The sequence below is a fragment of the Blastococcus sp. VKM Ac-2987 genome, from assembly GCF_026967805.1.
GTDB lineage: Bacteria > Actinomycetota > Actinomycetes > Mycobacteriales > Geodermatophilaceae > Blastococcus.
In genome coordinates, this window is record NZ_JAPVBG010000004.1 from 32793 (window position 1) to 54778 (window position 21986).

21 protein-coding genes are annotated in these 21986 nt (G+C 73.1%); 14 read left to right on the forward strand and 7 right to left on the reverse strand.

Annotated elements, in window-relative coordinates; translation table 11 throughout:
- The first annotated feature begins 4 nt into the window (after positions 1-4).
- On the forward strand, positions 5-673 hold the full coding sequence (locus tag O2W17_RS21070; protein ID WP_269194440.1) for a regulatory protein RecX: 669 nt from the start codon (positions 5-7) through the stop codon (positions 671-673).
- An 83-nt stretch (positions 674-756) separates the two neighbouring features.
- Here O2W17_RS21070 and O2W17_RS21075 read toward each other — a convergent pair whose 3' ends face one another.
- The 5 genes from O2W17_RS21075 to O2W17_RS21095 form a co-directional block, all read right to left on the reverse strand.
- Entirely contained in the window at positions 757-1203 is a 447-nt protein-coding gene (locus O2W17_RS21075; RefSeq protein WP_269194441.1) for a hypothetical protein, read from the reverse strand.
- A gap of 131 nt (positions 1204-1334) precedes the next feature.
- Positions 1335-2231, reverse strand: coding sequence for an amino acid ABC transporter permease (locus O2W17_RS21080; RefSeq protein ID WP_269194442.1), 897 nt, complete (start codon positions 2229-2231; stop codon positions 1335-1337).
- Positions 2228-2878 carry an amino acid ABC transporter permease gene (locus O2W17_RS21085; protein ID WP_269194443.1) on the reverse strand — a complete coding sequence of 217 codons (651 nt, stop codon included), beginning with the start codon at positions 2876-2878 and terminating at the stop codon, positions 2228-2230. The genes O2W17_RS21080 and O2W17_RS21085 overlap by 4 nt, the downstream gene beginning before the upstream one ends.
- Before the next feature lie 95 nt (positions 2879-2973).
- Positions 2974-3864 (reverse strand): glutamate ABC transporter substrate-binding protein, encoded by an 891-nt coding sequence (locus tag O2W17_RS21090; RefSeq protein ID WP_269194444.1) that lies wholly within the window; start codon positions 3862-3864, stop codon positions 2974-2976.
- 35 nt (positions 3865-3899) lie between these two features.
- The gene (locus tag O2W17_RS21095) at positions 3900-4655 is read right to left on the reverse strand and encodes an amino acid ABC transporter ATP-binding protein (RefSeq protein ID WP_269194445.1); all 756 of its coding nucleotides are present in this window, start codon (positions 4653-4655) and stop codon (positions 3900-3902) included.
- Between the two features lie 180 nt (positions 4656-4835).
- On the opposite strand from O2W17_RS21095, the gene miaB reads away from it, so the two are divergent.
- Positions 4836-6317, forward strand: coding sequence for a tRNA (N6-isopentenyl adenosine(37)-C2)-methylthiotransferase MiaB (gene miaB / locus O2W17_RS21100; RefSeq protein WP_269194446.1), 1482 nt, complete (start codon positions 4836-4838; stop codon positions 6315-6317).
- A 73-nt stretch (positions 6318-6390) separates the two neighbouring features.
- Here the strand turns inward: miaB and O2W17_RS21105 are convergent, their stop codons facing one another.
- Positions 6391-7857, reverse strand: a complete 1467-nt coding sequence (locus O2W17_RS21105; RefSeq protein WP_269194447.1) for a DUF349 domain-containing protein — start codon at positions 7855-7857, stop codon at positions 6391-6393.
- 40 nt (positions 7858-7897) lie between these two features.
- Here O2W17_RS21105 and O2W17_RS21110 point away from each other — a divergent pair, with 40 nt between their 5' ends.
- The 6 genes from O2W17_RS21110 to O2W17_RS21135 all read left to right on the forward strand — a co-directional run bounded on the left by O2W17_RS21110 (position 7898) and on the right by O2W17_RS21135 (position 13902).
- Complete coding sequence (locus O2W17_RS21110; protein ID WP_269194448.1) at positions 7898-8623, forward strand: hypothetical protein; 726 nt, start codon at positions 7898-7900, stop codon at positions 8621-8623.
- 68 nt (positions 8624-8691) lie between these two features.
- Entirely contained in the window at positions 8692-9618 is a 927-nt protein-coding gene (gene miaA / locus O2W17_RS21115; RefSeq protein WP_269194449.1) for a tRNA (adenosine(37)-N6)-dimethylallyltransferase MiaA, read from the forward strand.
- Positions 9615-10487, forward strand: coding sequence for a diaminopimelate epimerase (gene dapF / locus O2W17_RS21120; RefSeq protein WP_269194450.1), 873 nt, complete (start codon positions 9615-9617; stop codon positions 10485-10487). The genes miaA and dapF overlap by 4 nt, the downstream gene beginning before the upstream one ends.
- A gap of 65 nt (positions 10488-10552) precedes the next feature.
- Positions 10553-12058 (forward strand): GTPase HflX, encoded by a 1506-nt coding sequence (gene hflX / locus O2W17_RS21125; RefSeq protein WP_269194451.1) that lies wholly within the window; start codon positions 10553-10555, stop codon positions 12056-12058.
- Between the two features lie 103 nt (positions 12059-12161).
- On the forward strand, positions 12162-12884 hold the full coding sequence (locus O2W17_RS21130) for a phosphatase PAP2 family protein (protein WP_269194452.1): 723 nt from the start codon (positions 12162-12164) through the stop codon (positions 12882-12884).
- A gap of 7 nt (positions 12885-12891) precedes the next feature.
- Entirely contained in the window at positions 12892-13902 is a 1011-nt protein-coding gene (locus O2W17_RS21135) for a hypothetical protein (protein WP_269194453.1), read from the forward strand.
- Positions 13903-13906: 4 nt separating this feature from the next.
- Here the strand turns inward: O2W17_RS21135 and lexA are convergent, their stop codons facing one another.
- Positions 13907-14671: a transcriptional repressor LexA gene (gene lexA / locus O2W17_RS21140; RefSeq protein ID WP_269194454.1), complete on the reverse strand. Its 765-nt coding sequence runs from the start codon at positions 14669-14671 to the stop codon at positions 13907-13909.
- Between the two features lie 491 nt (positions 14672-15162).
- Between lexA and O2W17_RS21145 the strand changes: the two genes are divergently transcribed.
- From O2W17_RS21145 to O2W17_RS21170, 6 genes are all read left to right on the forward strand, one after another.
- Complete coding sequence (locus O2W17_RS21145) at positions 15163-15402, forward strand: LysM peptidoglycan-binding domain-containing protein (protein WP_269194455.1); 240 nt, start codon at positions 15163-15165, stop codon at positions 15400-15402.
- Between the two features lie 131 nt (positions 15403-15533).
- Positions 15534-16313 (forward strand): hypothetical protein, encoded by a 780-nt coding sequence (locus O2W17_RS21150; protein ID WP_269194456.1) that lies wholly within the window; start codon positions 15534-15536, stop codon positions 16311-16313.
- 346 nt (positions 16314-16659) lie between these two features.
- Positions 16660-17181 carry a transcriptional regulator NrdR gene (gene nrdR, locus O2W17_RS21155; protein ID WP_269194457.1) on the forward strand — a complete coding sequence of 174 codons (522 nt, stop codon included), beginning with the start codon at positions 16660-16662 and terminating at the stop codon, positions 17179-17181.
- Positions 17182-17325: 144 nt separating this feature from the next.
- Positions 17326-20205 (forward strand): vitamin B12-dependent ribonucleotide reductase, encoded by a 2880-nt coding sequence (locus O2W17_RS21160; RefSeq protein WP_269194458.1) that lies wholly within the window; start codon positions 17326-17328, stop codon positions 20203-20205.
- Positions 20206-20416: 211 nt separating this feature from the next.
- Positions 20417-20995: an MBL fold metallo-hydrolase gene (locus O2W17_RS21165; RefSeq protein WP_269194459.1), complete on the forward strand. Its 579-nt coding sequence runs from the start codon at positions 20417-20419 to the stop codon at positions 20993-20995.
- A 117-nt stretch (positions 20996-21112) separates the two neighbouring features.
- Positions 21113-21982 carry a DUF817 domain-containing protein gene (locus tag O2W17_RS21170; protein WP_269194460.1) on the forward strand — a complete coding sequence of 290 codons (870 nt, stop codon included), beginning with the start codon at positions 21113-21115 and terminating at the stop codon, positions 21980-21982.
- Positions 21983-21986 lie beyond the last annotated feature (4 nt).

Below are 21986 nucleotides of genomic sequence, written 5' to 3' on the forward strand. Positions count from 1 at the left end.
GCCGGTGGACGACCGGCCGCCGAACCGCCGGCGTGGCTCCAACTCCGGCTCCGGCTTCGGGACCTCCCGGGCCGGTCGCCGGTCCCGGGCGCCGGGCGGCGACGATCCCCTGACCCCGGACGTCGCCCCCGGTTCTCCGGAGGACGATGCGGGCGATCCCGAGCAGGTCGCCCGGGCTGTCTGCCTCCGGGCCCTGACCGGCGCACCCAAGACCCGGCAGCAGCTGGCCGATCTGCTGGCTCAGCGGGAGGTGCCCGACGATGCGGCCGAGGCCGTCCTCGACCGGTTCACCGAGGTGGGGCTGATCGACGACGCGGCGTTCGCCCGGGCGTGGGTGAGCAGCCGGCAGGCCGGCCGCGGGCTGGCCCGCCGGGCGCTCTCGGCCGAGCTGCGGGCGAAGGGCGTCGACCCGGACACCGCAGCCGAGGCCGTCGAGGCGGTGGACGACGACGACGAGCGCGAGGCGGCCCGCCGGCTCGTGGCCCGGAAGGTGGGCGCGATGCGCCGGCTGGACCGGGCCACGGCCACCCGCCGGCTCATCGGGATGCTCGCCCGCAAGGGCTACAACGGCGGCCTCGCCGCAGCGGTCGTGCGCGAGGCGCTGGACGAGGCGGACCTCGCCGGTGACGTCGACGACGTCCCCGAGTTTGACGAGGAGAGCGCGCTGCCCTGACCGCGGTCCCTTCCGGACTCGGTGAGATCAAACGGCAGGAGGCGGTCCGGAGAGATCCGGACCGCCTTCTGCCGTATCAGCTGTCAACCGTTGGCGAGCCAGGCCGGGATGTCTACGGCGGCGCCGTTGGGGGCCTCGGGGTCGGCCACCAGCCAGGCGTCGTCGCGGATCTGGCCGGCCGCGAGCCAGCCGGAGATCTCGGCGTCGAAGGTCTGCCGGGCCGAGGCCCCCGGCCGTCGGCGCTCCCCGACGAAGGTCAGGTCGGCCTCGGTCCCGTCCTCGTAGCGGACGACCACCCGGCAACGGGAGCGCCGGTGCCGGGCCGGGGGGACCACCTCCCGGACGACGGCGCTCTGGGCTCCGGCGGCCCGGGCGAACGCGGGAGCGGCGGAGCGCAGCCGCTCGACGAACTGCTGACCGTCGTCCAGCGGGGGAACCAGGTCGGTCGGTGGGGTGGACGTCACCGGCCCGGTCGCGGTCAGCGTCTCCACGGCGGCCCGGGGGACCGGGGGCAGACTGCGGCGCCTCACCGCGGGCATGGTCTCCATCGTGACCAGCAGTCTTGCCACGGTCGCGCTCGGCAACGTGTCGGCGCGCTCGGCTGGGACGAGTGGGTCGGACGGGTCGTTCAGGACAACTCGTCCGCGACGGCGGTCGGCCCTCAGGCGCCGTCCCGGACGGGCACCAGGTCGTCGCCGCCGGTGGCCTTGGCCGTCGAGCCGCGCGCCTGGCGGGCCTGCACCCACTGGGCCAGCCGGCCGAGCGTGTAGTTGATCGCGATGTAGAGCAGCGCGATGACGGTGAAGGTCTGGATCGGGTTGCCCAGGTTCCGGATGATGCTCTCGCCCTGGCTGAGCAGTTCGTCGAAGTTGGCCACGAAGACCACCAGCGAGGTGTCCTTCAGCACGACCACCAGCTGGCTGATGATCGCCGGCAGCATGACGCGGAAGGCCTGCGGCAGCAGGATCAACCGCATGGCCTGCCCGTTGGTGAGGCCGGTGGCCAGCGCCGCTTCGCGCTGCCCGCGGGGCAGCGAGGCGACCCCCGCGCGGACGACCTCGGCGAAGATGACCATGTTGTACGCCGTGAGGCCGATGATCAGGCCCCAGAACACCTGGCCACCCGGCCATCCGCGCAGGTCGATGCCGACGTCGGGCAGCGCCCGGACGCTCAGGTAGACGAGGACGACGACCGGCAGGCCGCGGAAGACCTCGACGAACCCGATGAGCGGGATCCGGGCGTACCGGCCGAGGGAGAGGCGCGCGACGGCGATGAGCGTGCCGATCACCACCGATAGCGTCATGGCGACGAGTGCGGCCTTGATGGTGTTGACGATGCCCTCGCCGATGACCCCCCAGACCAGCTCGAAGTTCTCGTTCCCGGGGTTGAGCAGCGGCCCCCAGAGTTCCATGGAGAACTGGTTCTGCCCCGCCAGGCGCAGCACCACCACGACGGCGAGGGCGAGCAGGAAGAGGGCCCCGATGACCGTGCCGATCATCGTCCGGCGGCGGGCCTTCGGCCCCTGCGCGTCGAACAGCACGGTCTCCTGCTGGCTCATCGGGCGATCGCCACCTTCCGCTCGATGACCTGCAGGACGGCGCCGGCCGGGAGGGTGATGAGCAGGAACCCGATCGCCACACCGATGAAGATCGGCAGCGTCTCGTAGCCCCGCGCGCTGGTCAGCGTCTGACCGGTGCTCCACAGGTCGCCACCGACGCCGAAGGCGCCGACCACGGCGGAGTTCTTGAACATCGCGATGATCACGCTGCCCAGCGGCGGCACCACCGTGCGCAGCGCCTGGGGCAGGACGACGAAGCGCAGGCTCTGCGAGAAGTTCAGGCCGATCGAGCGGGCCGCCTCCGCCTGGCCGGCGGACACCGAGTTGATGCCCGACCGGATGGCCTCGCAGACGAACGCGGACGTGTAGAGGATCAGGCCCAGGACGCCGAAGAAGTAGAAGGTCCGGTTGATGCCCAGCTCGGGCAGGCCGAAGGCGCAGAAGAACAGCACCACCGACAGCGGGGTGTTGCGGAAGGTCGACACCCAGAAGGTGCCGAAGGCGCGCAGCGGCGGGACGGGGGAGACCCGGAAGGCGGCGATCAGCGTGCCGAGCAGCAGCGAGCCGATCATGGCCACCACGATGATGCTCAGCGACGTCAGGAAACCGTCGACGTACAGGTCGAGGTTCTCGATGACCGGGCTCACGTACCCCCCTCAGTGCCAGCGGTGACGGTGCCGCGCTGCGGCCGTCAGCGACCGGCCGGCCGTCGTGGCCGGCCGGTCGCTGGTGGGACGGACGATCAGACGCACTCGGCGGGCTCGGGGAGCTCCGGCGTCTGCGTGCCCTCGATCTGGCCCGCGGTGGCCTCCCAGGCGGCCACGTAGGCCTCCTCGTTGGCGGCGAGCGTCTCGTTGATGAACTCGCAGAAGGCGACGTCGCCCTTCTCGATGCCGATGCCGTACGGCTCCTCGGTGAACTGCTCGCCGACGAGCTTGAACTCGCCGTCGGACTCGGAGACGAAGCCCAGCAGGATCACGTTGTCGGTCGTGACGGCGTCCACCTGGCCGTTGCCTAGGGCGTCGGCGCACTGCGAGTACTCGTCGAACAGCACCAGCTGCGAGTCGCTCGCCAGGTACTCGCGGATCTGCTCCGACGGCGTCGAGCCGGTGACCGAGCAGACGGTGAGGTCCGGGTTCTCGGTGAACGACTCCGGCCCGGTGATCGTGTCGTCGTCGGCCGCGACCATGATCTGCTGGCCGGCCTCGTAGTACGGCCCGGCGAAGGTGATCCGCTCGGCCCGCTCGTCGTTGATCGTGTAGGTGGCGACGACCATGTCGACCTCGCCGCCCTCGATGACCTCCTCGCGGACCGCGGAGGGGGTCTGCTCCCACTGGATGTCCTCGGGGGCGATGCCGAGCTCGGCGGCGATGATCTTGGCGACCTCGACGTCGAAGCCCTCGAGCTCGCCGTCCAGGGTCTCCAGGCCGAAGCCGGGCTGGTCGAACTTGGTGCCGATGGTGATCGAGCCGCTCTCGGCGATCTCGGCCATCGTCGTCCCCGCCTCGAACTCGGGGGCCTCGGCGACCTCCGGCTCGGGGGCGGCCGCCTCGTCCTCACCGCCGCCGCACGCGGCGGCGGTGAGGACGACGGCGGACAGGGTGGCTACCAGGGCGCTGCGGCGGAAACTCATGGCTCTCGGTCCTCTCGCTTGACGGTCTCGTGTGATCAGTGGGTGAGGATCTTGGACAGGAAGTCCTTGGCCCGCTCGGACTGCGGGTTGGTGAAGAAGGTCTCGGGCTCGGCGGTCTCGACGATCCGGCCGCCGTCCATGAAGACGACGCGGTTGGCCGCCCGGCGGGCGAAGCCCATCTCGTGGGTGACGACGACCATCGTCATGCCGTCCTTCGCCAGGCCGACCATGACCTCGAGGACCTCGTTGATCATCTCCGGGTCCAGCGCGGAGGTCGGCTCGTCGAAGAGCATCACCTTGGGTTCCATGGCCAGCGCCCGCGCGATCGCCACGCGCTGCTGCTGGCCCCCGGACAGCTGCGCTGGGTACTTGTCCGCCTGGGCGCTGACGCCCACCCGGTCGAGCAGCTCGCGCGCACGCCTGTCCGCGTCGGACTTGGACTGCTTGCGCACCTTGACCGGCCCGAGGGTGACGTTCTCCAGGATCGTCTTGTGGGCGAAGAGGTTGAAGCTCTGGAACACCATGCCGACGTCGGCGCGCAGGCGGGCGAGCTCCTTGCCCTCCTCGGGGAGGCGCTCGCCGTCGATGGCGATCTCGCCCTCCTCGATCGGCTCGAGCCGGTTGATGGCACGGCACAGCGTGGACTTGCCCGACCCCGACGGGCCGATGACGACGACGACCTCGCCACGGGCGATGTCCAGGTCGATGTCCTGCAGAACGTGCAGCTCGCCGAACCACTTGTTGACGCCGGACAGGCGAACGAGAGGCTCTCCGTTCGTACGGCTGGTCATCTTGGGGACCCTAAGGGCGCGGAGTGCACGCGGAGTGATCGTGACGATCACGAAGGGGTAACAAAGCCGCCCGGTCACCCGTCGCCGACGGAGACCCCTCGGGCAGCGCTGCAGGTCGAGGCCCCGGCCGGTGGCGACGACGATCGACGCGTGCGCCGGAGCCGTACCCTCGCTGCTGTCATGAGCAGCCTTGTGGAGAGCCCCGCCGCACGCACCTACCGCGTGCGCACGTACGGGTGCCAGATGAACGTGCACGACTCCGAGCGCCTGTCCGGCCTGCTCGAGGAGGCCGGCTACACCGCGGCGCCCGAGGGCGACGACGCCGACGTCGTCGTCCTCAACACCTGCGCGGTCCGGGAGAACGCCGACAACCGGCTCTACGGCAACCTCGGCCACCTGCGGCCGGTGAAGGACGCGCACCCCGGCATGCAGATCGCCGTCGGCGGCTGCCTGGCGCAGAAGGACCGCGGCGAGATCGTCCGGCGCGCCCCGTGGGTTGACGTCGTCTTCGGCACGCACAACGTCGGGTCGCTGCCGGCGCTGCTGGACCGGGCGCGGCACAACGCCGAGGCGCAGGTGGAGATCGTCGAGTCCCTCGAGGTCTTCCCGTCGACGCTGCCGGCCAAGCGCGACTCCGCCTACTCGGGCTGGGTGTCGATTAGCGTCGGCTGCAACAACACCTGCACGTTCTGCATCGTCCCGGCGCTGCGCGGCAAGGAGAAGGACCGCCGTCCCGGCGAGATCCTCGCCGAGGTGCAGGCGCTGGTCGACCAGGGCGTGCTCGAGGTGACCCTGCTCGGGCAGAATGTCAACGCCTACGGCGTCGAGTTCCGCGACCGCGGCGCCTTCGCCGACCTGCTGCGTGCCACCGGGGCGATCGAGGGCCTCGAGCGGGTGCGCTTCACCAGCCCGCACCCCCGGGAGTTCACCGACGACGTCATCACCGCGATGGCCGAGACGCCGGCGGTCTGCCACCAGCTGCACATGCCGCTGCAGAGCGGGTCGGACGACGTGCTGCGCCGGATGCGCCGCGGCTACCGGCAGGACCGCTACCTCGGGATCATCGACCGGGTGCGGGCCGCCATGCCCGACGCCGCGATCACCACCGACATCATCGTCGGCTTCCCGGGGGAGACCGAGGCCGACTTCGAGCAGACCCTCGAGGTCGTCCGGCAGGCCCGCTTCGCCAGCGCCTTCACCTTCCAGTACTCCAAGCGCCCGGGGACGCCGGCGGCGGAGATGGACGGGCAGCTGCCGAAGGAGGTCGTGCAGGAGCGGTACCTGCGGCTGACCGCCCTGCAGGACCAGATCAGCTGGGACGAGAACCGCGCGCAGATCGGCCGGCGGGTGGAGCTGCTCGTCGCGGCAGGGGAGGGCAGCAAGGACGCCGCCACGGGGCGGCTGTCCGGCCGGGCCCGTGACGGGCGGCTGGTGCACTTCACGGCGGCGGACGGCATCCGCCCGGGCGACGTCGTCGAGACGGTCGTCACCGAGGCCAAACCGCACTTCCTCGTCGCCGATGGCGCGCTGCTGTCCCACCGGCGCACGCGCGCCGGGGACGCGAGCGAGGCGGGCACCCGCCCGACGACGCCCGGGGTCGTGCTCGGCATGCCGCGGATCGGCGTCCCCGACCCGCTGCCCGTGCTGACCACCGGCTGCTGAGACAGGGCATAGGAGGCTTTGCCTACGGAATCGCGCGGCGAACCGTAGGCAAAGCCTCCTATGCCTGGGGGCGCTAGCGGCGGGCGGACTTCTCCGCCTCGGCGAGCCACTCGCGCCGGGTGACGAGGTTGGCCTGTGCCTCGGCGATCCGGCGCTGGTCGCCCGCGGCCTCGGCCTTGGCCAGCTGCTCCTCGGCCTTGGTGACCGCCGCGCGCATGGAGGTGACCATCGGGTTCTCCGGCGCGGTGCGCACCCGGCCGGCGTCGGCGGCGCCCCGGACCTTCTGCTCGACCGCCTGCATCCGGTCCTCGAGCGAGCGCATCACGGTGCGCGGCACGTGCCCGATGGCGTCGTAGCGCTCCTGGATCTTCCGCAGCGCGTTCTGGGCACCCCGCAGGTCCTTGGACGGGTCGAGCTGCTCCGCCTCGGCCAGCAGCTCCTCCTTGGCCTGCTGGTTGGCGACCTGCTCGGCGTCACGCGCCTTGTCCTGCTCGGCGCGCGCGTCGAAGAAGACGTCCTGCGCGGCACGGAACTGCTTCCACAGGTCGTCGTCGCCGTCGCGGCCGGTGCGGGGCACCGCCTTCCAGCGGTCCATCAGCGAGCGCATGGCCGCGCTGGTGGGGCCCCACTCGGTCGACGTCGACAGCCGCTGCGCCTCGGCGATCAGCTCCTGCTTCGCGGCCCGGGCCTCGCCGCGCTGGGCGTCCAGCTGGGCGAAGTGGGCGCCGCGCCGGCGGCCGAAGGCGTCGCGGGCGGCCGCGAAGCGGGTCCACAGCGCCTCGTCGGTCTTCCGGTCGATCCCGCGGATGGTCTTCCACTCCTCGACGATCGCCTTGAGGCGGTCGCCGGAGGCCTTCCAGGCGGTCGAGTCGGCGGCGATCTGCTCCGCCTCGGCGGCCAGCGCCTCCTTGCGCGCGACCTGGGCGGCGCGGGCGGCGGCCTTCTCGGCGCGGTACTCGGCGGCCGCAGCCTCGGCGATCTCCACCATGGCCCGGGCGCGGGCGGCCAGGCCCTCGAGGTCACCGACGGCGGCGGCGCCCGGGATGGACTCGGCCAGGCCCTGCGCCTTGGTCTTGATCTCACCCGGGTTGCCGGTGTGCGCCTTGAGCCGTGCCTCCAGCAGGGCGACCTCGGTGGCGAGGTCGTCGTACCGGCGGCCGTAGTGGGCCAGCCCGGCCTCGGCCTCGCCGGCCTGCCACGACCCCACCTCGCGCTCGCCGTCGGCGGTGCGCACGAAGACGGTGCCCTGCTCGTCGACGCGGCCCCACTGCGCGGGGTCGCTCACCACGATCTCCACCGGTGCGGCCGCCCGTGCGGGCGCGGGGGCCGGCGGGGGGACCACCGCCGGTTCCGGCTCGCCGGTCGGGTCGGGGAGCGCCGCGTCCGCGGGGGTGGGCGCCGCCGGCGTGCCGGCCGCGGGGGTCACCGCGTCCGGGCTGCCGGTCTCCTGCGCCGCCTCCGGGGCGGTGGTCTCGGGGGTCTCCGCAATCGGCGGAGCTTCCTGCTGCACCCCGTTGCCGGGGTCGTCCGTGCTCGACACGTCCGGCAGTGTTCCACGTCCCATCGGCGACACTGCTGCCGTGACCATCCCTCCCGGCGGCCTGCCCGACCGGACGTCCCGCGCATCGGCCGCCGTCGCCTTCTGCCCGTGCCCACCGTTGCTGCTCCCGGCGGTGGAGGGGCGGCCGGCCCCGGAGACCCGCGCCCTGCGCTCGGCCTGCGTCGATGCGGTGACCGCAGTCGTCACCGCCGCCCCCGACGTGGTGGTCGTCGTCGGTGCCGGTCCCGCGCCGGGGGAGCGGTTCGGCGCGGGGGACGGCGGCGACCTGCGCGGGTACGGGGTCGACGTCCAGCTGCCGTTCGACGGCCGGCTGCGGCCCGGCGGGCGCCGGTTGCCCCCGGCGCACACCGTCGGAGGCTGGCTGCTCGACGAGGTTTCCTTCGGCGGCACCCGGGTGGGCGTGGGGCCGGCCGACCTCGGCCAGCTGCTGCGCGACCTCCCGGCCCCGGTGGGCGTGCTGGCGCTGGGCGACGGCTCCGCGCGGCGCACCGTCAAGGCCCCGGGGTACCTGGACCCGGCGGCCGGGCCGTTCGACGCCGCCGTCGCCACCGCCCTGGCCACGGGGGACGCCACGGCCCTCGCGGCGCTGGACGCGGCGGAGGGGGAGCGGCTGCTCGCCGCGGGGGTGCCGACCTGGCGGGCGGTCGGCGCCGCCTTCGCCGGCCGGCACGTCACGGCGCGGCTGCGCCACGACGAGGCGCCGTTCGGGGTGGGCTACGTCGTCGCCGACTGGGTGGTCGCGTGAGCGGACAGGGGCGTGAGCATCGCAGCGAGGAACGAGCGAGGAGCGGAGGGCCCCGCGGGAGCGAACCGGTGGACCAGAGCGCGCCGCCGGTCGTCGCGGTCGTCGGTCCCACGGCCACCGGCAAGACGGCGCTGGCCGTGGCGCTGGCCCGGCGGCTGGGCGGCGAGGTGGTCAACGCCGACTCCATGCAGCTCTACCGCGGCATGGACATCGGCACCGCCAAGCCCGACGCCGCCGAGCGCGGGGGAGTGCCGCACCACCTGTTGGACCTGTGGCACGTGCGCGAGCCGGCGTCGGTCGCCGAGTACCGGCAGCGCGCCCGCGCCGAGATCGACCGGCTGCGGGCGGCGGGGACCGTGCCGTTCCTCGTGGGCGGCTCGGGGCTGTACGTGCGCGCCGTCCTCGACGAGCTGAACTTCCCCGGCACCGACCCGGCCGTCCGGGCGCGACTGGAGGCGGAGCTGGCCGCGGTCGGCCCGGCCACCCTGCACGGGCGGCTGGCCGGCCTCGACCCGGCGGCCGCGGCGGCCGTGCTGCCCAGCAACGGACGCCGCATCGTGCGGGCCCTCGAGGTGATCGAGCTGACCGGCGGCCCGTTCCGGGCCGCGCTGCCCGACCCCCGGCCGCACTACCCGGCCGTCGTCGTCGGGCTGGACCGGGCGCCGGCCGAGCTGGACCAGCGGATCGCGGTCCGCGTCGACCGGATGTGGGCCGCCGGCTTCGTCGACGAGGTGGCGGCGCTGGCCGCGGTCGGGCTCCGCGAGGGGCCGACCGCTTCCCGCGCCCTCGGCTACGCCCAGGTGCTGGCGCAGTTCGACGGCGTGCTGTCGGCCGACGAGGCGCGCGAGCGGACCGTCACGACCACCCGCCGGTTCGTCCGCCGGCAGCGCTCGTGGTTCCGCCGGGACGCCACGACCACGTGGCTCGACGCCGCCCGCCCGGACCTGGCCGACGCCGCCACCGCGGTGATCACCGCGCCTACGATCGGCCCGTGACCTCCTCGCCCCGCGTGCTGATCGGGCACGGCACCGAGAACGACTTCGTGCTGCTGCCGGACCCGGACGGCGCGGTGTGGCCGGAGGACCGGCTGGACGCCGCGATGGTGCGGCGGCTCTGCGAGCGCCGGGCCGGGCTGGGCGGCGACGGCGTCCTGCGGCTGGTGCGCAGCGCGCACGTCCCGGACGCGGCGGCGGTGCTGGGCGAGGACCTCGGCCGCTGCGAGTGGTTCATGGACCACCGCAACGCCGACGGCTCCTACGCGGAGATGTGCGGCAACGGCATCCGGCTGTTCCTGCACGCGCTGATCAGCGAGGGCCTCGTCGACCGGGCGGCCTGCTCCGACGGGCTGCCGGTCGGCACCCGCGGTGGCCCCCGGCGGGTCGGCGCCGCCGCCGACGGCGGCTACTGGGTCGACATGGGCCCCGCGCGCGAGTTCGGCGAGGGCGAGGCGCGCCTGGACGGTGCGGTCTTCCGTGGTGCGGCGGTATCCATGGGCAACCCCCACCTGGCCTGCCTGACCGACGTCCCCGTGGACACCCTGGACCTCACCGGCACGCCGGTCGTCGATGCCGGGCTGTTCCCCGAGGGCGTGAACGTGGAGCTGGTCAACGTGCTCGAGCCGGGCGCGCACGTGCGGCTGCGGGTCTTCGAGCGCGGTGTGGGGGAGACCCGCTCCTGCGGCACCGGCGCCTGCGCGGCGGCCTACACCGCTCTGCGGGCGGAGGGTGCGACCGAGGGCACCGTCGTCGTCGACGTGCCGGGGGGTCGGCTGTCGGTGCAGGTTACCCCCGCGACGACGGTGCTCAGCGGGCCGGCGGTCCTGGTGTCGGCCGGCACGCTGTGCCCGGAGTGGCTCGCCGGCTGACCCCGGCGGCGGGTTCGGGATGCACCGGGGCGGTCGATGCGTTGCACCCGGTGATGACAACTCAGGTGCCTGACGCCAAGGACCGTGCCACGCTGGACACGATGACGACCGCCCCCGACGCCCTGCCGCTCGACGAGCCGCACGAGGCCGACACCCGATCCGCACCCGCACCCGCCGGGCAGTACGCCGAGGCCGACGAGACCACCGGTTCCTACGCGCTGGAGGCGCGCGGTGCCCTGCGGCGCGTCGCCGGGCTCTCCACCGAGCTCGCCGACGTCACCGAGGTCGAGTACCGGCAGCTGCGCCTCGAGCGGGTCGTGCTCGTCGGCGTCTGGACCGAGGGCACGCAGGTCGACGCCGACCGCTCGCTGGCCGAGCTCGCCGCCCTCGCGGAGACGGCCGGGTCCCAGGTGCTCGACGCGGTCAGCCAGCGGCGCGACAAGCCCGACGCCGCCACCTACGTCGGCTCGGGCAAGGCCAACGAGATCCGCGACATCGTCGCCGCGACCGGCGCCGACACCGTCATCTGCGACGGTGAGCTCACCCCCGGCCAGCTCAACCAGCTGGAGAAGGTGCTCAAGGTCAAGGTGGTCGACCGCACCGCGCTGATCCTCGACATCTTCGCCCAGCACGCCACCAGCCGGGAGGGCAAGGCCCAGGTCGAGCTGGCGCAGATGCAGTACATGCTGCCGCGCCTGCGCGGCTGGGGTGAGTCGCTGTCCCGCCAGGCCGGTGGCCGGGTCGCCGGCGGTGGCGGCATCGGTACCCGTGGTCCGGGTGAGACCAAGATCGAGACCGACCGGCGGCGCATCCGCGCCCGGGTGAGCAAGCTGCGGCGCGAGATCGCCGGGATGGCCACCGCGCGGGCCACCCAGCGGTCCAGCCGCGGCCGCAACGCCGTGCCGAGCGTGGCCATCGCCGGCTACACCAACGCGGGCAAGTCCAGCCTGCTCAACCAGCTCACCGGCGCCGGCGTGCTCGTGGAGAACGCCCTGTTCGCCACCCTGGACCCGACCGTCCGCCGGGCGCAGTCGCCGGACGGCCGCGAGTACACGCTGACCGACACCGTGGGCTTCGTGCGCCACCTGCCGCACCAGCTGGTGGACGCGTTCCGGTCCACCCTCGAGGAGGTCGCCGCGGCCGACCTGCTGCTGCACGTGGTCGACGGCTCCGACCCCGACCCGCTCGGCCAGATCGACGCCGTCCACGTGGTGCTGAACGAGATCGACGCGTCGGCCGTGCCGGAGGTCATCGTCGTCAACAAGGTCGACGCGATGAGCGAGGAGGACATCCTCGCGCTCCGCCAGGCCCTGCCCGGCGCGGTCTGGGTCTCGGCCCGGACCGGGGCCGGCATGGACGCGCTGCGCAGCCTCGTCGCCGAGCGGCTGCCGCACCCGGACGTCGACGTCGACGTGCTGGTGCCCTACGAGCGGGGTGACCTCGTGTCCCGGGTGCACCAGGACGGCGAGATCCTCAGCGAGCAGCACGAGAGCGGCGGCACCCGGCTGACCGCCCGCGTGGACGGGGCGCTGGCGGCCGCGCTGGAGGAGTTCGCGGTGCCGGTCGCCTGACGGCGATCCACCCGTCCGCCTGCTGCGGGGCGACCGGTCGCGCGGCGGCGGGGCACCCGGCCGGCCGGATCACGATCCGGTCACGGCCCGGTACGGTGGCGGCGTGACGAGGAGTGCGGTGCGGGAGACCGGTCTGCCCGGCTCTGCGCCCGTCGTCTCCGTCGGCCGGCCGCCGTGGTGGCTGGTCCTCGTGGCGCTGCTGCTCGGGGGTCTGGTGACCGCCGATCTGCTCGCGCACGGGTCGCTGGAGCGGATGGACCTGCGGGTCTCCGAGATCGTCAGCGACTGGGGGCTGAAGGAGTCGGCCTCCTACCCGGCCGTCTGGCTGGTCACCCAGCTCGGCGGGCGGGTCACCATCCTCGTGGTGCTCGTCGGGCTGATCGGCTACCTGGCCTGGCGGCGGGGCACGTGGCTGCCGGTCGCCCGCCTCGTGCTCGCCGTCGCCGTGCTGACCGCCTGCGTCTACGCGATCAAGTACGGCATCGGGCGGACCGCGCCGGCCTTCCCGGGGTCCTACTACTTCCACGACGACGGCGCCTCGTTCCCCTCTGGGCACGTGGCCAACGCCGTGCTCATGTGGGGGGTCGCCCGGTGGCAGGCGGTCGAGTACGGGCTGCCGCCCGCGGTGCAGCGCACGTTCTGGTGGCTGAGCGTGGCCGGGCCGGTCGCCACCGGGGTCGCGATGGTCTCGTTGGACTTCCACTGGGTCACCGACGCCATCGTGGGCGCGGCCGTGGGGATCGTGCTGCTGGGCGTCGTTCATGCACTGGACGGATTGGTTCTGTCACGCTGGGTACGTGCGCGAACGGGCCGGCCGACCGGATAGCCGCGCCGTGAGGCGGCGGCTGCTGCTGGCGACCGCGCTCGCCGGCGGGCTGGTCGCCGGCGCCCCGGCCGCGGCCCTCGCCGAGGACGGGACCCCGACGGTGCGGTGCTCGATCACCGACCCGCGGCTCGCCGAGCTGTCCGGGCTGGTGGTCGTGGGCGAGCAGATGCTCGCGATCGCCGACGGCGGCGACCAGGTCGCGGTGTACGGGCTCGACGGCACGTGCGCGGTCGTCGACGTGCGGACCGCCCCGGTGGACCCCTACGACCCGGAGGACCTCGCGGTCGGGCCGGACGGCGGGGTATGGATCGCCGACACCGGCGACAACAACTCCGACCGGGGCACCGTCGCCCTGCACGTCCTGCGTCCCGACGGCGCCACCGCGCTGCACCGGCTGACCTACCCCGACGGCGCGCACGACGCCGAGGCGCTGCTGGTGGCCCCGGACGGCACGCCGTACGTGGTGACCAAGGAGGTCCTGGGGTCCAGCGGGGTGTACCGGCCCAGCGGCCCCCTGGCCGACGGCGGGACTGTGCCCATGGAGCGGGTCGCCACCGTGAACGTGACGCTCACCGGGACCCCGGGCGGACCGGTCGGCCGGGCCGGCCAGCTGATGATCACCGGCGGGGCGGTCGCCTCGGACGGCAGCGCCGTGGCGCTGCGGACCTACACCGATGCCTACGTGTGGCCGCTGACCGGTTCGGACGTCGTCGGCGCCCTGGGCGGCGAGCCGACCCGCGTGGCCCTGCCGGAGTCGCCCCAGGGCGAGGCGGTCAGCTTCACCAGTGATTCCCGGGCGCTGGCGGTCGCCAGCGAGGGGCTGCCCAGTGCGGTCACCGTGGTGCCCCTACCGGCCGGCCCGCCCGCACCGGCGACGGCATCGGCCGCCGCGGACCCGCTGCCGGGCTTCGACGAGCTGGTGCGCTCGGACCGCCCGCTGATCACCGCCGCGCTGATCGCCGCCGGCGTCGCCACCCTCGTCGTCTGGCTGGGCAGCCGGCTGTTCCGCCGGTCCTGACCGGTCAGACCCGGCGCAGCACCGAGACGACCCGGCCCAGGATGGTGGCCTCGTCGCCGGGGATGGGCTCGTAGGCGGGATTGTGCGGCAGCAGCCACACGTGCCCGTCGCGGCGCTTGTAGGTCTTGACCGTCGCCTCGCCGTCGATCATCGCGGCCACGATCTCGCCGTTCTCGGCGGTCGGCTGCTGGCGGACGACGACCCAGTCCCCGTCGCAGATGGCCGCCTCGACCATCGAGTCACCGGCCACCTTGAGCATGAACACCGTGCCCTCGCCGACGAGCTCGCGGGGGAGGGGGAAGACGTCCTCCACCGCCTGCTCGGCGAGCACCGGACCACCGGCGGCGATCCGGCCGACCAGGGGGACGTACGTGGGCGCGGAGGCCTGCTCGCCCTCGCCGACCACCGGGGGCTCGACAGCCGCGGCGCCGCGGCCGGCGTCGCCCGGCAGCCGCACGTCGAGGGCGCGAGGCCGGTTGGGGTCGCGGCGGAGCCAGCCCTTCTTCTGGAGCACCGAGAGCTGGTGCGCGACCGAGGAGGCCGACGACAGACCCACGGCCTCACCGATCTCCCGGACCGACGGCGGGTAGCCGCGGCGGTCGATCGAGTCGCGGATGACCTCCAGCACCCGGCGCTGCCGCTGGGTCAAGCCGTCGCCGTCGGCGGTCCGGTCCGGGAAGGTGCGGACCGACGCCGAGGCGTCGGCCGTGTCCGGAGCGCTGCCCCGGGTCCCGCGTCGGCCGCCGGACGTCCTGCTCGAGTCCGTCACGTCTCCTCCTCGCCGGCTGCCCGCGCAGCTGCTCGACCTGGTCGTCGGAGCGACCGTAGCGCCGATCGCCGATCAATTCAAACAGGTGTTCGAAAGTTGCCCGTGTCGCGTCGCTTGTGTCGGACCCGTGCGGTAGACATCGGGCAGACGTTCGAATCGAACACACGTTCGGGGCCGGGAGCATCCGGCCAGGTGAGGGGCGGAGAGCGATGGCCAGCAGGGCGACCGTGGCGGTACGCGAGGAGTTGTCCGGTCCGGCGGGGCAGCGGATCCAGGGGAGGCCGGCGCGTCACCTCCGGGCGCTGCCGCCGGTCCCGCGGGCCTATGCCGTCGCCCCGACGCCACCGCGCGCAGCGGTGGCGCCGGCCCCCCGGTCCGCCGGGATTCGGCGGGGTGTCGAGGGTCGGCCGGGTGCCGGGGGTCGGCCGGGTGAGCCTGCGCTGCCGCCGCTGCGGCTCACGGCGCGCGGCCGGCGGCTCGTCGCGGTCCTCGTGCTGCTGGTCGCGCTGGCCGTCGTGGCGCTCGGCACTGCCGTCCTGGGAGGAGGCGGGGACGGGCTGGAGCTGATGGGCACGACGAGCGTCATCGTCGACCCGGGCGACACGCTGTGGTCCATCGCGAGCGCCGTGGCCGGTGATCGCGACGTGCGGGAGGTCGTGGACGGCATCCAGCGGCTCAACGACGTGGAGGACTCGGCCATCCTGCCCGGACAGGTTCTCCAGCTGCCCTGATCCACTCGCCGACGGGTGCCGGCGCACCGGCCCGTCGCCGCAAGAGGTGCACAAGCCGACCGTGCGACTTCGTCAACCCTCAGTGCGGGCGCGTTCACGGTGCGTGCTGGTCAGCGACCTACGGTCTGGATGTGTCGAGCGTCATGGAGAACCGCGCCGCGGTGTTCACCAGCCAGCCCCAAGCCGTCGAGGTCTACCAGGCGGGCGCGTGGTGGGCGGGTGAGCTGCTGGGTTGGCGGCACGACGAGTCCGGCACGTGCCAGGTGTGGGTGCGGGTGGCCATGGGCGGTGTCGAGGAGACGGCCTGGACCGAGCTCGCCACCCTGCGGCTGCCCGAGCCGCCCGCCGCGGCCTCGGAGGTCGCCGTCGTGGCGGCGCCCCGCGCGACGCAGGACATGGCCGTCGCGCAGGCGGTGTCGGCCCTGCGGAGCGGCCGGCCGGGCGGGACGCACACGACGGTCGGCCTGCCGCTGCGCCGAGACCACGTGGGGCAGTCGGCGCCGGTGCGCGAGGGCGGACGCCGCAGGGCTCCCGAGGGCGCCGACGTGCAGGCGGCTCCTGCGGCCGCCGTCCCGGTCCCCCCGTCGGGGCGGCACCGGGCCCCCGTGCCGGACGCTCCGGCGGGTCGGCACCGGGTGGTCGACACGGGACTTCTCGTCGCCGTCGCCGAGGGTGCTGCAGCGCCCGCCGGCGAGGCGCGGGCCGCCCCGCGGGACGACCACCCCCGCACCGTGGCGTGGTCGGTCGCGCCGGCCCGCGACACCGTCCCGGTGGAGACGACCTCCGGCGGGCGGGGCTGGACCGCACCGCCCGGTCTGGAGGGCGATCTGCTCACCCGTCCGATGCGCCTGGGCGACCAGGTCGCGCACGCCCGCCGTCCGCGGGTGCACGGCGATCTCCGGGGCGCCTGACGCCGCTGCGTCCCGTCGCCGGTGCCGCACACCCCGAGAGTGGCCGGACCGCGGTGCCGGCTCCCCGGCGGGACGGCACCCGCGCGTCGGCCCGGCGTGTCGTGTGACGGCTGGGGCCCGGTGTTCCAGCTGCGCACGGCAGTGTCGGGGTGGAACACGCCGACGAAACGATCGCTTGCACATCTTGTGTGCAGCGTCCTAGGGTTCCCCTACATCTAGTAGTTACAGAGCTGTAAGCCCGTCCACAGGCTGGTCCTCAGGTTCTCCCCGGCGCATCCACCGGATGTCCCCAGGAGGGTCCACAGCCGGCCGGTGGCGGGTCAGCGAGGAGAGGGGGTGAACCACCGTGCGCTGCCCGTTCTGCCACAACGCCGACAGCCGGGTGATCGACTCGCGCGAGGCCGACGAGGGCGCCACCACCCGGCGCCGCCGGTCCTGCCCCGCGTGCGGGCGGCGGTTCACGACCGTCGAGGAGGCGGTGCTCGCCGTCGTCAAGCGCAACGGCGTCAGCGAGCCCTTCAACCGCAGCAAGGTGGTCGCCGGCGTGCGGCGGGCCTGCCAGGGTCGGCCGGTCGACGAGGACCAGCTCAAGCTCCTCGCCCAGCAGGTGGAGGACGCCATCCGTGCCAGCGGCGCGGCGGAGGTGCCGAGCAACGAGGTCGGTCTGGCCATCCTCGGGCCGCTGCGCGAGCTCGACGAGGTCGCCTACCTCCGGTTCGCCAGCGTCTACCGGTCCTTCACCTCGGTGGCGGACTTCGAGCGGGAGATCGCCGAGCTCAAGGCCCGGCAGTCCGCCTCGTCGACGGACGATCCCGCCCCTCCCGCACCCCGCGCCCCCGTCCCGTCCGGCACCGTCGCCGGCACCTGAGAACTGTCAGTGCCACCCGATAGACAGCAGTTCGAGCAGTTACCGATCGCGGCTCTTCCCCAGCCCTCGATCCGCCACCGCGCAGCACCACCGCGCAGCCCCGCGAAGCACCACGCGACACACGACCAGGGAGAGCTCCACACCATGACCGATACCGACGACCGCGTGGCCGGTCCCCGCACCCGCCGCAGCGCGAAAGCGCCCAGCCGGGGCAAGGGTCTCAAGATCAAGCGCGTCTTCACCACCGCCGGTGTGCACCCGTACGACGAGGTGACCTGGGAGCGCCGCGACGTCGTCATGACCAACTGGCGGGACGGCTCGATTAACTTCGAGCAGCGCGGTGTCGAGTTCCCGGCCGAGTGGAGCATCAACGCCACCAACATCGTCACCACGAAGTACTTCCGTGGCGCGGTCGGCACCTCCCAGCGGGAGACCAGCCTGCGCCAGCTCATCGACCGCGTGGTGCTCACCTACACCGAGGCCGGCCGCGAGCACGGCTACTTCGCCACCGAGGGCGACGCCGAGCTCTTCGAGCACGAGCTCACCTGGATGCTGCTGCACCAGTACTTCAGCTTCAACAGCCCCGTCTGGTTCAACGTCGGCACGAGCGCCCCGCAGCAGGTCAGCGCCTGCTTCATCCTCGCCGTCGACGACGAGATGGACTCGATCCTCAACTGGTACCGCGAGGAGGGCCTGATCTTCAAGGGCGGCTCCGGTGCCGGCCTGAACCTCTCCCGCATCCGCTCCTCCAAGGAGCTGCTGTCCTCCGGTGGCACCGCCTCGGGCCCGGTCAGCTTCATGCGCGGCGCCGACGCCTCCGCCGGCACCATCAAGTCCGGTGGCGCCACCCGGCGCGCGGCCAAGATGGTCGTCCTCGACATCGACCACCCCGACATCGAGGAGTTCATCGAGACCAAGGCGCGCGAGGAGGACAAGATCCGCGCGCTGCGCGACGCCGGGTACGACATGGACCTCGGCGGCCGGGACATCACCAGCGTCCAGTACCAGAACGCCAACAACTCGGTCCGGGTCTCCGACGAGTTCATGCGCGCGGTCGAGGAGGGCGGCGAGTTCGGTCTGCGCGCCCGCATGGACGGTTCGGTGCTCGAGACCGTCGACGCCAAGTCGCTCTTCCGCAAGGTCACCCAGGCCGCGTGGGAGTGTGCCGACCCGGGCATCCAGTACGACGACACGATCAACGACTGGCACACCAACCCCGAGACCGGCCGGATCAACGCGTCCAACCCGTGCTCGGAGTACATGAGCCTGGACAACAGCTCGTGCAACCTGGCGTCGCTGAACCTCATGAAGTTCCTCAAGGCCGACGGCACGTTCGACGCCAAGAACTTCGTGAAGGCCGTCGAGCTGGTCATCACCGCGATGGACATCTCGATCTGCTTCGCCGACTTCCCGACCGACCCGATCGGCGAGACCACCCGCGCCTACCGCCAGTTGGGCATCGGCTACGCCAACCTGGGCGCCCTGCTCATGGCGACCGGGCACGCCTACGACTCGCGCGGTGGCCAGACGCTGGCCGCGGCGATCACCTCGCTGATGACCGGCACCGCCTACCGGCGCTCCGCCGAGCTCGCCGGCATCGTCGGCGCCTACGAGGGCTACGCCCGCAACGCCGACGCCCACGCCCGGGTCATGCGCAAGCACGCCGCGGCCAACGACGCCATCCGCCCGGTCGGCGCCGACGACGCCGACGTGCTGAAGGTCGCCACCCAGCAGTGGCAGGAGTGCCTGGAGATCGGCGCCGACAACGGCTGGCGCAACGCCCAGGCCTCGGTGCTGGCCCCCACCGGCACCATCGGCTTCATGATGGACTGCGACACGACCGGCATCGAGCCGGACTTCTCGCTGGTCAAGTTCAAGAAGCTGGTCGGCGGCGGCTCCATGCAGATCGTCAACCAGACGGTGCCGCGCGCACTGCGCAGCCTGGGCTACCAGGAGGAGCAGATCGAGGCGATCGTCGAGTACATCGCCGAGCACGGCCACGTCGTCGACGCCCCGAGCCTGCGCCCGGAGCACTACGAGGTGTTCGACTGCGCCATGGGCGAGCGGGCCATCTCCCCGATGGGCCACGTCCGCATGATGGCCGCCGTCCAGCCCTTCATCTCCGGCGCGATCAGCAAGACGGTCAACATGCCGGAGACGGCGACCGTCGAGGACGTCGAGACGATCTACTTCCAGGGCTGGAAGTCCGGTCTCAAGGCGCTGGCCATCTACCGCGACAACTGCAAGGTCGGCCAGCCGCTGTCCGGCGGCAAGGGCAAGAACGACGGCACCAAGGACGAGGTCAAGGTGGAGGCCACCACCTCGACCGCGCTCTCGCACCCGGTGCGCAAGCGGCTGCCCAAGAAGCGGACGAGCGTCACCACCTCGTTCAGCGTCGCCGGCGCCGAGGGCTACATGACCGCCGGGATGTACGAGGACGGCAGCCTCGGTGAGGTCTTCCTCAAGCTCGGCAAGCAGGGCTCGACCCTCGCCGGTGTGATGGACGCCTTCTCGATCGGCATCTCGCTGGCGCTGCAGCACGGTGTCCCGCTGGAGACCTACATCTCCAAGTTCACCAACATGCGCTTCGAGCCGGCCGGCATGACCGACGACCCGGACATCCGGATCGCCCAGTCGGTGATGGACTACATCTTCCGTCGCCTGGCGCTGGACCACCTTCCGGTGGAGAAGCGCGCCGGCCTCGGCATCTTCACCGCCGAGGAGCGCGCCGCGCAGGTCTCCGGCTACGGGACCTCCGCGTCGACCGCCACCGTGCAGGAGGAGGAGGTCGACCTGGAGCAGCTGCGCGGCTCCGCGCCGATCGAGACCGCCAAGGTGGAGGAGAAGGTCACCCCCGAGGGCCCGAAGTCGGTCAAGGAGGCCCACTCCTCGGCCGAGCTGCTCGAACTGGTCACCGGGACCGCCACCGACGCGCCGCTGTGCATGACCTGTGGCACGAAGATGCGCCCGGCCGGCAGCTGCTACGTCTGCGAGGGCTGCGGCTCCACCAGCGGCTGCAGCTGATGCCGGGTCTCCGGTAGACGACCGGAGACCGCGCACGGACGACAGGGGTGCGGGGACCACGTGCTGGTCCTCGCACCCCTGCGTCGTCCGCACCGGCGTCCGCGCCGGCGCGGGAGTCGGCAGTCTGCACCGCCGAGCGAACCGAAAGGTGCCCCCGCCAGGCGCATCATCGGCGCGCGGTTGCACCGCTCCGGTTGCTACCGTCCGCCGCATGCCCGAGCTGTCGCGCACCGCCCGTCTGGACGTCCTCGTCGAGGGCTACGTGCGCATGCCGCACGTCGCCGGCACGGTGAGCCTCGTCCGGGACGCGGACCGGGTCGTCATCGTGGATCCGGGCATGGTGGCCGACCGGGACCTCATCCTCGCCCCGCTGCGCGAGCTCGGCGTCCGGCCCGAGGACGTCACCGACGTCGTCGTCAGCCACCACCACCTCGACCACACGGTCAACGTCGCGATCTTCCCGGTGGTGCCGGTGCACGACTTCCAGTCGGTCATCGAGGGGGACACGTTCACCCGCCGGGCTGCCGACGGCGTGCAGCTGACCCCCGGCATCAGGTTGCTGGCCACGCCCGGGCACACCCCGCAGGACATCACCACGCTCGTCGGCACGCCCGACGACGTCGTCGCACTCACCCACCTGTGGTGGACCGAGGAAGGCCCGGCCGACGACCCCTACAGCCACGACCGGGACGAGCTGCGGCGGCAGCGCGAGCGGGTGCTGGAGCTGGCCACCCTCGTGGTCTGCGCCCACGGCGCGCCTTTCCGCCCGGGCTCCGCCACGCCGCGCTGAACGGTCGCACCGACGACCGGGCCGGTTGGGCCCGCTCGGCTCGAGCGGATCGGCCGGGCGGACACGCACGCGGTGCGGAGAGCCCGGGAGCAGCCGGCAGGACCTAGCCTTCGCCGGGTGGGACAGCTGCTGCGGTTCGCCTGGATCGAGGCGCAGTGCTGCCTGTTCGCCGTGCTGTTCTTCCTCGGTCTGGCCCTCGTCCGGGTCGTCCCGCTCCCGGTCAACCCCGCCGACGCGCTGCTGCTGTGGTCCCTCGGCGTCACGCTGGTGCTGTGGCTGGTCCGCTGGGAGACCGGCCGCGAGGTCGCGGTGATCTTCGGGTTCCACCTCGTCGGCCTGGTGCTGGAGCTGTACAAGGTCGCCCAGGGCTCCTGGTCCTATCCCGACACCGGGTGGGCGACGATCGGCGGGGTGCCGCTCTACAGCGGCTTCATGTACGCCGCGGTGGGCAGCTACGTCTGCCAGGCCTGGCGCCGGTTCGACCTGCGCATCACCAACTACCGCACCCGGTGGACCGCCGGTGTCGCCGCGCTGATCTACCTGAACTTCTTCACCTCGCACGTGACCTGGGACGTGCGGCTGCCCCTGGCCCTGCTGCTGCTGGCCGCCACCTGGCGCACGGGGGTGCACTTCACCGTCGGCCGCCGCCGCTACGCGATGCCGCTCGCGCTCTCCTTCGTCCTCATCGGCTTCTTCCTCTGGCTGGCCGAGAACCTCGCCACGCTGCTGCGCGCCTGGCAGTACCCGTCGCAGGAGTCGTTCTGGACGCTGGTCCACGCCGCCAAGCTGGGGTCGTGGTCGCTGCTCGTCGTGGTCAGCATCGTCCTGGTCGCGGCCGTCAAGGCGCGGGAGGGGCAGCTGTACGGCCGGCCCGGCGACCGGACGGTCCTCCGCGCCTACGAGGCGCCGGCTACGTCCGACGCACCGACTTCGCCGGCGCCGAACGCGGTCGTCGGCTCCCCGGAGGCGGGCTCCCTGCTGCGCTGACGCA

Coding starts and splice junctions, on each gene's coding strand:
- O2W17_RS21080 (WP_269194442.1), bottom strand. CDS start 2,231: ATGAGCCAGCAGGAGACCGTGCTGTTCGACGCGCAGGGGCCGAAGGCC.
- O2W17_RS21090 (WP_269194444.1), bottom strand. CDS start 3,864: ATGAGTTTCCGCCGCAGCGCCCTGGTAGCCACCCTGTCCGCCGTCGTC.
- O2W17_RS21095 (WP_269194445.1), bottom strand. CDS start 4,655: ATGACCAGCCGTACGAACGGAGAGCCTCTCGTTCGCCTGTCCGGCGTC.
- miaB (WP_269194446.1), top strand. CDS start 4,836: ATGAGCAGCCTTGTGGAGAGCCCCGCCGCACGCACCTACCGCGTGCGC.
- O2W17_RS21160 (WP_269194458.1), top strand. CDS start 17,326: ATGACCGATACCGACGACCGCGTGGCCGGTCCCCGCACCCGCCGCAGC.
- O2W17_RS21165 (WP_269194459.1), top strand. CDS start 20,417: ATGCCCGAGCTGTCGCGCACCGCCCGTCTGGACGTCCTCGTCGAGGGC.